The organism is Micromonospora sp. C28SCA-DRY-2 (assembly GCF_030519475.1).
Lineage (GTDB): Bacteria > Actinomycetota > Actinomycetes > Mycobacteriales > Micromonosporaceae > Micromonospora.
Genome location: NZ_JAUMKD010000014.1, coordinates 1 through 9,587, shown reverse-complemented (window position 1 = coordinate 9,587; position 9,587 = coordinate 1). Strand labels below are relative to the sequence as shown.

10 protein-coding genes are annotated in these 9,587 nt (G+C 74.0%); 3 read left to right on the top strand and 7 right to left on the bottom strand.

Annotated elements, in window-relative coordinates; genetic code table 11:
- Nucleotides 1-226: 226 nt before the first annotated feature.
- Nucleotides 227-1,645 carry an MFS transporter gene (locus Q3W71_RS30850; RefSeq protein ID WP_302923003.1) on the bottom strand — a complete coding sequence of 473 codons (1,419 nt, stop codon included), beginning with the start codon at nucleotides 1,643-1,645 and terminating at the stop codon, nucleotides 227-229.
- The gene (locus tag Q3W71_RS30845) at nucleotides 1,642-1,878 is read right to left on the bottom strand and encodes a hypothetical protein (protein ID WP_302923002.1); all 237 of its coding nucleotides are present in this window, start codon (nucleotides 1,876-1,878) and stop codon (nucleotides 1,642-1,644) included. Before Q3W71_RS30845 ends, Q3W71_RS30850 begins: the two co-directional genes overlap by 4 nt.
- Before the next feature lie 185 nt (nucleotides 1,879-2,063).
- On the opposite strand from Q3W71_RS30845, the gene Q3W71_RS30840 reads away from it, so the two are divergent.
- Together Q3W71_RS30840 and Q3W71_RS30835 are read left to right on the top strand one after the other, a co-directional pair.
- A complete protein-coding gene (locus Q3W71_RS30840) occupies nucleotides 2,064-3,218 on the top strand; it encodes a geranylgeranyl reductase family protein (protein WP_302923001.1) in 1,155 nt (384 codons plus the stop codon).
- 148 nt (nucleotides 3,219-3,366) lie between these two features.
- Entirely contained in the window at nucleotides 3,367-3,555 is a 189-nt protein-coding gene (locus Q3W71_RS30835; protein ID WP_302923000.1) for a hypothetical protein, read from the top strand.
- Nucleotides 3,556-3,609: 54 nt separating this feature from the next.
- On the opposite strand, the gene Q3W71_RS30830 is transcribed toward Q3W71_RS30835, so the two are convergent.
- Entirely contained in the window at nucleotides 3,610-5,400 is a 1,791-nt protein-coding gene (locus Q3W71_RS30830) for a bifunctional UDP-sugar hydrolase/5'-nucleotidase (RefSeq protein WP_302922999.1), read from the bottom strand.
- Nucleotides 5,401-5,588: 188 nt separating this feature from the next.
- Here Q3W71_RS30830 and Q3W71_RS30825 point away from each other — a divergent pair, with 188 nt between their 5' ends.
- Entirely contained in the window at nucleotides 5,589-6,485 is an 897-nt protein-coding gene (locus Q3W71_RS30825) for an SDR family oxidoreductase (protein WP_302922998.1), read from the top strand.
- Nucleotides 6,486-6,525: 40 nt separating this feature from the next.
- Here the strand turns inward: Q3W71_RS30825 and Q3W71_RS30820 are convergent, their stop codons facing one another.
- From Q3W71_RS30820 to Q3W71_RS30805, 4 genes are all read right to left on the bottom strand, one after another.
- Nucleotides 6,526-7,185, bottom strand: coding sequence for a nucleotidyl transferase AbiEii/AbiGii toxin family protein (locus Q3W71_RS30820; protein ID WP_302922997.1), 660 nt, complete (start codon nucleotides 7,183-7,185; stop codon nucleotides 6,526-6,528).
- Nucleotides 7,182-7,523, bottom strand: a complete 342-nt coding sequence (locus Q3W71_RS30815; protein WP_302922996.1) for a hypothetical protein — start codon at nucleotides 7,521-7,523, stop codon at nucleotides 7,182-7,184. Before Q3W71_RS30815 ends, Q3W71_RS30820 begins: the two co-directional genes overlap by 4 nt.
- A 127-nt stretch (nucleotides 7,524-7,650) precedes the next feature.
- Nucleotides 7,651-8,898 (bottom strand): RNA polymerase sigma factor, encoded by a 1,248-nt coding sequence (locus Q3W71_RS30810; RefSeq protein ID WP_302923004.1) that lies wholly within the window; start codon nucleotides 8,896-8,898, stop codon nucleotides 7,651-7,653.
- A 47-nt stretch (nucleotides 8,899-8,945) separates the two neighbouring features.
- Nucleotides 8,946-9,287 (bottom strand): YciI family protein, encoded by a 342-nt coding sequence (locus tag Q3W71_RS30805; protein WP_302922995.1) that lies wholly within the window; start codon nucleotides 9,285-9,287, stop codon nucleotides 8,946-8,948.
- Nucleotides 9,288-9,587 lie beyond the last annotated feature (300 nt).

Below are 9,587 nucleotides of genomic sequence, written 5' to 3'. Positions count from 1 at the left end.
TGCCCGGCGCCGGGAACACGCCGCCCCGCCCGCCGCCGATCACGGCGGGCCACACCCCCAACCCCAACCCCCACGCAGCAGGCAGAGACGGGACCACCCCCACGCACCAGCCACCGACGCGACCACCGCGACACGACGCACCCGACGGGCCACCGCAACCCAGGCCGGCCCAGCACACAAGGCCGAGCCCCGGCAAGGCGAGTCCACGCGAAGCGAGCGAAGCCGATCACCGTCGACTGCGACTGATGTCGGCGACCGCGGAGATCAGAGCCAGCGCGATGATCGCGGCCGCCAGCAGCAGCGAGTGGCGGAAGGCCACCGACCAGTCCCCATCGCTCGCCGTCAACGACGCGAAGAAGACCGAGCCGACGGCGGCGATCCCGGCCGCGGCCCCGATGCGCTGGCCGGTCTGGAGCATGCCCGCGCCGCTGCCCGCCTGCGGCACCGGTACCTCGGAGAGGGTGAGGGTCTGGTTGGGCGCGATCACCAGCCCGCTGCCGAGCCCGGCGACCAGCAGCGGGCCGGCGGTCAGCCAGGGTACGGCGGTGTGCCCCGGGTCCAGCTCCAGGATCGCCACGACGCCGACCAGGCCGACGACGACGGTGACCAGGCCGCTGGCGACCAGCGGGCGTCCGTACCGGTTGACGATCCGCCCGCCGAGCGCGGAGGTGGCGGCCGAGCCCAGCGCGAACGGGGTGATCGCCAGGCCGGCGACGAGGGCGCTGTAGCCGAGCCCGTTCTGCAGGTAGAGCGTGAAGATGAAGAAGATGGCGGTGAACCCGCCGAAGTAGACGAACGCGATCAGCGAGCCCAGGGTGTACGACCGGACGGTGAACAGCCGCAGGTCGAACAGCGGCTGCCGGTTGCGGGCGTACCGCCACTCCCAGAGTCCGAAGGCGACCAGCGCGACCAGCCCGGCGGGGACGAGCAGCCACTTCTCCGGCCCGCGCCACTGCTGTTGCTGGACCAGCGGCAGCAGCACCAGGAGCACGCCGACCCCGAGCAGCAGCACGCCCACCGGGTCGAGGCGCCGGTTGTCGGCGGGGCCCCGCGGGCGGCTGGGCAGCAGCCGCCAGCCGAGGATCACCGCGACGACGCCGACCGGCACGTTGACGAAGAAGACCCACCGCCAGCCGTGGTCCTCGCCGCCGAGGGCGATCAGCAGGCCGCCGAGCAGCGGGCCGATCGCGGTGGAGATGCCGATGGTGGCGCCGAGCAGGCCGAACGGGCGGGCCCGTTCCGGCCCCTGGAAGAGTTCCTGGATCAGGCCGGTGACCTGCGGGTTGACCACGCCGGCGGCGGCTCCCTGGAGCAGTCGCGCGGCGACCAGCCACTCGGGGGAGGTGGCCAGCCCGGCCAGCGCGCTGGTCAGGGTGAACAGGGTGATGCCGGCGACGAAGGCGTTGCGCCGGCCGCGGGCGTCGCCGAAGCGCCCGGCGGGCACCAGGGCGAGCCCGAAGGTCAGCGCGTAGCCGGAGAGGACCCACTGCAGGTCGCTGGGGGAGGCCCGCAGCGCGCGGTCCATCGACGGCACGGCGACGTTGACGATGCTCACGTCGAGCAGCGTCATGAAGGCGGCGACCAGCCCGACCCCGAGGGCCTGCCAGCGCCGCCGGTCGTCCGGCGCCGGCCGCCGTCGCGTCACGCCATCTGGCGGGCGCAGAACCGGGGGCCGAAGTCCAGCCCGGCCATGGGCGAATCCTCCCGGTGCAGCAGGTTCTTCTCGGTGAGCATGTGCAGGGGTCCGGTCAACTGCTCCTCGGTCAGGCCGCACTCCTCGGCGATCATGTCCGGGTAGGGCACCTGCCCGCGCGCCTCGAGTGCGGTCACCGCCTCGTACACCCGTTCCTCGACCTCCGACAGCTGTACCTGCCGCATGGCTCCTCCTTCGTTCTCCCGCCTCCGCGCGGGCGGTCTGCGCTGCGCGGTTACCCCCTGCGTGACCGAAGATGCCCACCCGATCGGGCGGTGCGCGGCCCCCGCCGGGAGGTCGCGGCGCGTGCCGGCGGGACGCCTCGCGCGGCCCCGCCGGCACCGATCCCGGGGTGCCCTAGGCTGCATCCGTGATCGTCTGGGACCTCGCCGTGGTGGGCGGTGGGCCGGCCGGGCTCTCCGCCGCGTACGTCGCCGCCCGCGCCGGCCTCCGCACCGTCGTCGTGGAACGCGCCGCGCACCCGCGGTACAAGACCTGCGGGGGCGGGCTGATCGGCACCTCGCTCGCGGCGGTGACGGAGCGGATCGAGGTGCCGGCGCACGACCGGGTCGACCGGGTCACCTTCACCCGCGACGGGCGGCGCGGGTTCACCCGCCGGCACGGCGGGCCGCTGGTGACCATGGTCCGCCGGGAGGAGTTCGACGACCGGTTGCGGGCCGCCGCCGTCGACGCCGGGGCCGAGGTGCGCGAGCGGGTCGCCGTCCGCGCCGTGGAGCAGGACCCCGACGGCGTACGCCTGCGGCTGGCTGACGGCGACACCGTGCACGCCCGGACGGTGATCGGCGCGGACGGCTCGTCGGGGGTGACCGCCCGGCACGTGGGGGTGGACTACCGGCAGGTCGACCTGGGGCTGGAGGTGGAGCTGCCGGTGCCGCCCGCGGAGCAGGACCGCTGGCGGGGCCGGGTGCTGCTGGACTGGGGCCCGCTCGCCGGGTCGTACGCCTGGGTGTTCCCGAAGGGCGACCGGCTCACCGTCGGGGTGATCGCGGCCCGCGGCGAGGGGGAGCGGACCCGGGAGTACCTGCGCCGGTTCGTCGACCGGTTGGGTTTGACGGACGTGCCACCGGCGCACGACTCCGGGCACCTGACCCGCTGCCGGGCCGAGGATTCGCCGCTGCGGCGGGGCCGGGTGCTGGTGGTCGGGGACGCCGCCGGGCTGCTGGAACCGTGGAGCCGGGAGGGGATCAGCTACGCGCTGCGCTCCGGCGAGCTGGCCGGCGCGGCGGTCGCGGCCGGCGACCTGGCCGGCTACGAGCGCGCGGTCACCGAGCGGCTGGTGCCGTCGATGCGGGCCGGACACCGGCTGCTGGACGTCTTCTCCCGCCGGCCGGAGGTCTTCCACGCGCTGCTGGCCAGCCCGCCGGGATGGCGGATGTTCGTGCGGTTCTGCCAGGGGCGGGCGAGCTTCGACGAGACGCTGTCCCGGGCGCCGGTCCGGGCGGCGTTGGCGCTGCTGGACCGGCTGCCGGCGCCCCGGCGCCCGGGGGCCAAGCTGCCCGGCTGACCACCTCGCCGCACCGACGCCGTGGCACCCATCGACCGTCCACCTTGTAATCCAGGATCCTAGGATGCCTTACGCGACGTGACGCCGCCGGCGTGCTGGCCAGGACAGTGGCCAGCACGGAGAATGGCGGCGTCGAGGGGAGGAGCGCATGACCGAGGACCGCACCGATGTGTCGTTCACCGACGAGGAGTACGCGTTCCTGCGGCACGTCCGCTTCGGCGAGCTGCCGCCCGCGGTGCGTCCCGAGGAGCGGGTCGAGCTGACCGAGACCGACCCGCGCCGGGACCGTCCGGAGCCGCTCGACGATGCGGAACGCTGGGACCTGCGGCACGGCTGAGACGCGCCGGCGGGCCGCGGGCGTCACCGCCCACGGCCCGCCGGGTGGTACGGGTCAGAAGACCGGAACGCCCTCGCGCACCAGCCGCCAGTTCGGCTGGAAGAAGTCGGCCGGGTCGATCGTGCCGCGGGCCTGCGCCCAGTCGATGAGCAGCTGGCGGATCTCCTGCTGCGCGTTGTAGACCTGCGTCTTGACGATGCCGGGGAAGTTGCCGCCACCGCTGCGCCGGTAGTTGTTCACCGCCACCACGAACTGCGCGTTGTCGGCCACCGGCGTGTCGGTGCCGGGCAGCACCAGCCGGGTGATCCGCTGGCCGACCGGCCGGGAGATGTCGATGTCGTAGTCCAGGCCGGAGATGACGTCGTAGTTGTAGTCCGGCACGGCCGGGTCACTGATCGTCTCCGGCTCCACCGGCGCGCCCGGGGCGAGCGTGCGGAAGTACTTCGCCGAGTACTCCAGGTAGGCGCGCACCTCGGCGCCGCTGAGCACCACGGCCTCGAGGGTGTTGTCGTAGACGTAGAGCCCCGCGACGTCGCGGATCTTCACGTCCCCGGCCGGGAAGACGGCGGTGCGGCTGAACGGCGCGGCGATCGACAGCACCGGCAGGCTCGCGTACGAGGTGCCGGCCAGCGCGCCGGTGACCACCTCGGTCTGCACGTGGTTGATGAAGTCCAGGATCGGGGTGTCCTTGTACCGGGACTCCGCGGCCGACAGCTCCACGGTCGAGCGGGCGACCACCTGGTTGACGTACGCCACGGTCTTCTGGTGCTGGGCCCGCACGGCCGCGAGGACCTTCGGGTCCTCGACCACCGTGTTGGTGTTGAGCAGCGCCGCGGCCTTCTTGGTGATCTTCCACCGGCCGCGCTCGCGGGTGAGCTCGAAGTCCATCCTGGTCAGCCGCTGGCCCCACTTCGACGGCTCGGAGAGCAGCACCTGCTCGCCGGTCCGCGCGTTGGTCACGAACCGCTCGGCGACCTCGGCGTGCGCGTGGCCGAAGAGGATCGCGTCGATGCCGGGCACCTGCTCCGCGATCAGCGCTGTCGGGTTCTCGATCGGCAGCTCCGGGCCGTAGCTGGAGGTGCCGCTGTCGCCGCCGTGCGCGGAGATCAGCACGATGTCCGCGCCGCGGGCCCGCATGACCGGGACCCACTTGGCGGCGGTGGCGATCATGTCGTCGAAGCGCAGCCGGCCCTCGACGTTGCCCTTGTCCCAGATGGCCACGCCGGGGTTGGTCAGGCCGAGGATGCCGACCCGCAGGGTGGGTGCGGCGAAGCCGAGGGAGACCTTCTTGATGACGTACGGCAGGAAGGCCGGCTTGCCGGTGGCGACGTTGATGGCGTTGGCGGCCAGCGCCGGGAAGCCGAGCTGGCGGATCCACAGGTCGAGCAGCGGCAGGCCGTAGTTGAACTCGTGGTTGCCCAGGGTGACGGCGTCGTAGTCGATGATGTTCATCGCCCGGGCCATCGGGTGCTTCTCACCGGTGCTGGTGATCGGCTCCTGCTTGGCGTAGAAGGTGGCCAGGGGAGTGCCCTGGATGGTGTCGCCGGCGTCGAGCACCAGCGTGGCCTTGCCGCGCCGCTCGGCGCGGATCTGGTTGATCAGCGTCGCCAGCTTCGCGACGCCGATGTCGTTGTGCCGGCTGTCGTCGTACTCGGCGTCCTTGTAGTAGTCCCAGTTGTAGACGTTCCCGTGGGTGTCCGACGTGCCGAGCAGGGTGAGGTCCCAGCTGCGCGGCCGGGCCGCACCGGCCGCCCGGGCGGGGCCGGCGGCGATCAGCGGGGCGGAGGCCGCCGCGGCCGCCGCGGCGAGCACCGTGCGGCGGGACGGGCCGGAGGGAGAGGTCATGCGATGCCCTTCCATGGGGGTGGAGACGCCTCGTGGGCGCCGAGCGCACCATAACGGCCGGCTGTCCCACCTGCCACAGCGGCCCGCGAGGCCCCAGCCGTCACACCGCGTGCCGCGCCGCCGTTTCCGTCCGCCGAGCCGGGGTAGGGCTGTCGGGGACCGATCGACAGGTGCGCGAGGAGACGTCGGTGAGTGAGGACCAGTACACCCAGCAGGACCCGACCACCCAGTACGGCCAGCAGTCCGGCCAGCCGGGGCAGCAGCAGGCGCCGCCGGGCTCGACGGGGCGGATGACGCCGGAGCCGGACCACGGCGAGGAGTCGTATCGGGGCAGCGGCAAGCTCGCCGGCAAGCGGGCGCTGATCACCGGCGGTGACTCCGGGATCGGCCGGGCGGTGGCGATCGCGTTCGCCCGGGAGGGCGCCGACGTGCTCATCTCCTACCTGTCCGAGGACGCCGACGCCCGGGAGACCGTGCGGTGGGTGGAGGAGGCCGGCCGGACGGCCGTCGCGGTGCGCGGCGACATCACCGACGAGCGGCACTGCCAGGAGCTGGTCGACCGGGCCGTACGCGACCTCGGTGGCCTCGACATCCTGGTGAACAACGCCGCCTTCCAGATGGCGCAGGAGAAGGGGATCGCCGGGATCAGCAGCGAGCAGTTCGACCGGGTGCTCAAGACCAACCTGTACGCGATGTTCTGGCTGTGCAAGGCGGCCCTGCCGCACCTGTCCGAGGGGTCGGCGATCATCAACACCTCGTCGATCCAGGCGTTCGACCCGTCGCCGCAGCTGCTGGACTACGCCACCACCAAGGCCGGCATCGTGAACTTCACCAAGGCGCTCGCCCAGGAGCTGGCCGAGCGGGGCATCCGGGTGAACGCGGTGGCCCCCGGCCCGATCTGGACCCCGCTCATCCCGGCCACCATGCCGGAGGAGAAGGTGAAGCAGTTCGGCCAGGACACTCCCGAGGGGCGCCCGGGGCAGCCGGCCGAGCTGGCGCCGGCGTACGTCTTCTTCGCCAGCCAGGAGTCGAGCTACGTCACCGGCGAGGTGCTCGGCGTGACCGGCGGCCGGCCGACGAAGTGAGCGCCGGCCCGCCGTGCGGCGCGGGTCGCACGGCGGGCGGTCAGCGCGGCCAGTCGGCGAGCCGCTCGCGGACCCGGGCCACCTCGGCCGGGTCGAGCCCGTAGCGGGCGAACCGGCGGTCCGGCAGCCGGTCCAGGTAGCGGCCGGCGGCGCGGACGTCCTCCGGGTCCAACGCCGGGTCGAACTGGTGGGCCAGGGCCAGCAGCTCGGTCACCGGGTAGTGCGCCCGGGCCGCGGCGACGTCGATGTAGTCGCGCACCTCCCGGCGGTTGACCAGGGCGGCGGTCTTGCTGGCCACCAGGTCGCGCAGGTCCATCACCGGGCCCAGGTCCATCACCACCGGGCTGCGGTGCCGGTCGAGCCGGGCCAGGCTCAGCCGGAGCTGCCGGTCGCCCCGGCTGACCACGAAGTCCCGCAGGTCCCGGTCGAAGCCGTCGAACAGCTCGGCCAGGTCGCTGTCCGGGTCGGCGTCGTCGACCTGGAAACCGGCCCGCCGCAGCGCGTCGCGTACCCCGGTCGCGGCGGCCGCGGCCGCGCCCTCCACGTCGGCGAAGAGGTCGACGTCCTCGGTGGGGCGGGTGACCAGGCCGTGCGCGGCCCAGGCCACCCCGCCGCCGAGCACGAAGCGGTACCGCCCGGCGGCCGACAGGGCCACCCGGGCCACCTCGCGGTAGAACTCGTGGGGGTGGGCGCCGCTCACGCCGCCCGCAGGCCCCGGTGCCGGTCCTCCCAGGCGGCGCGGACACCGCGTGGCAGGTTGAGCAGCCGCCACACCCGGCGCAGCGTCCGGCCGTTGATCAGCCGGCGGAGGTCCTCCGTCCGGGTCGTCTCGCGCAGCACGTTCTCGTACATCCAGAGCAGCTGGTCCGGGTCGCCGAGGTCGAACCGGCGGTCGGGGCACCACATCAGCCGCACCGGCAGCTCGACCTCGCCCCGGGTGGGGCCGGTGAGCTCGGCCAGGGTGCGCGCCACCACGGCGGGACGCCCCGGACGGGCCAGGTGGGCCGCGCGGGGTGCGGTGGTGGGAGTGGCCGACATGGTGTCAGGGTAACGCCCCCGACCGCCGGGGTGCGCGTACGCGTGCGTCCGGTGCGCCATGAGCCAGCCGCCGTCGGCGTGGTCGGGTCGCGGAGTCCACGTCCGCGCGGCACGCCGGCAGCCGACCTCAGCGGTCGGCGGCACCGGTCTCCCGGCGCCCGTGGGCGTGCTCCACCTCGCGCAGGTTGCGCCGCAGGTGGGCGCGCTCGGGTTCGGTGCCGGCCAGGTCGAGCGCCGCCCGGTAGGCGGCCGCCGCCTCGGCGTACCGGCCGAGCTGGCGCAGCAGGTCGCCGCGGGCGGCCGGGTAGGGGTGGTGCCCGCGCAGCCGCGGCTCGTCGGCCAGGTCGTCGAGCAGCGCCAGGCCGGCCGCCGGCCCGTCCCGCATGGCGACCGCCACGGCCCGGTTCAGCGCGACGATCGGGGACGGCGCGACGGCGAACAGCACGTCGTAGAGCGCCACGATCTGCGGCCAGTCGGTGCCCGCCAGGTCGGCCGCCTCGTCGTGCAGCGCGGCGATCGCGGCCTGCACCCCGTAGGGGCCGGGCGGGCCGCCGGTCAGCGCCACCGGCACCAGGTCACGCCCCTCGTCGATCATCTGCCGGTCCCACCGGCCGCGGTCCTGGTCGGCGAGGAGCACCAGCCCGCCGTCCGGGCCGGTGCGGGCGTCGCGCCGGGCGTGCACCAGCAGCATCAGCCCGAGCAGCCCGGCCACCTCCCGCTCGGCGGGCAGCAGCCGGCGCAGGATCCGGGCCAGCCGGATCGCCTCCTCGGCGAGGTCGAGGCGCTGCAAGCGGGCCCCCGAGCTGGCCGCGTAGCCCTCGGTGAAGATCGAGTAGAGCACCTGGAGCACGCCGGGCAGGCGGTCGGGCAGCTCGTCCGGGCCGGGCACCCGAAACGGGATCCGGGCCTCCCGGATCTTCCGTTTCGCCCGGACGATCCGCTGGGCCATCGTCGCCGCCGGCACCAGGAAGGCCCGCGCGACCTCGGGAGTGGTCAGGCCGGCGAGGCACCGCAGGGTCAGCGCCGTCCGGTCCTCCGCGGGCAACGCCGGGTGGGCGCAGGTGAAGAAGAGTTCCAGCCGTTCGTCGGGCAGGTCCGTGTCCGCGTCCGCCGGCGGGGCCGGGTCGGCCCGTTCCGCCTCCACCTGCAGGATCGCCAGCCGCGCCGCGTACGCCCGGTCGCGCCGCAGCCGGTCCACCGCCCGGCGCCGGGCGGTGGTCAGCAACCAGGCCCCGGGCCTGGCCGGTACGCCGTCGGCCGGCCAGTGCACCAGAGCCGCCTCGATGGCCTCGGAGGTGACCTCCTCGGCCAGGTCGAGGTCGCCGAACCGGCGGACGAGGGAGGCGAGCAGGCGGCCGCGTTCCTCCCGGAACATCAACTCGACGGACGCCCCGACGCCGGTGTTCCGCTCGTCCGCCGCGGTCACTGGTCGAACTCGGCGACCGGCCGGACGACCACCGACCCGCCGCCACGCGCCCCGGGGCAGCGCGCGGCCCAGTCCAGGGCGACGTCGAGGTTCGGTACGTCGATCACGTAGTAGCCGCCGAGCACCTCGCGGGTCTCCGCGTACGGCCCGTCGGTGACGGTCCGTTCGCCGTTCGGGCCGACCCGAACGGTGGTGGCGGTGGTCAGGTCCTTCAGCGAGTGCCCCGAGACGACGACGCCCGCCTCGTTGAGCGCCTTGTCGTACATCATCCAGTCCTCGACCGTGCACTGGTCGGCGCCGTCGGTTGCTCCGGCGTGGATCAGCAGCATGTACTTCATGTCCGACTCCTCGGTGTCTCGTCGTGCGGCCCCGTGCCGTACAGGATGACGACGATCGGGTCACGGTGAAATCGACGGGGTCCGGGAAGAATTTTCCGGACGGCTTGGGTCCGTGCTCCGGGTTCGCCTGGGGGCCTGGTTGGTTGCGGTGGGTGCGGCCCGGAGTGACCGGCTTCGGGCTGTCTGGCCGGGGTTCGCTTGTGGTGTCGTGGGTGGTTGGGGGTGGGCCCTCCGTGCCCGGCTTCGGGCGGTTGGGCTTGGTTCCTGGGCCGGGGTTCACTTGAAGTGCGTGGGTGGTTG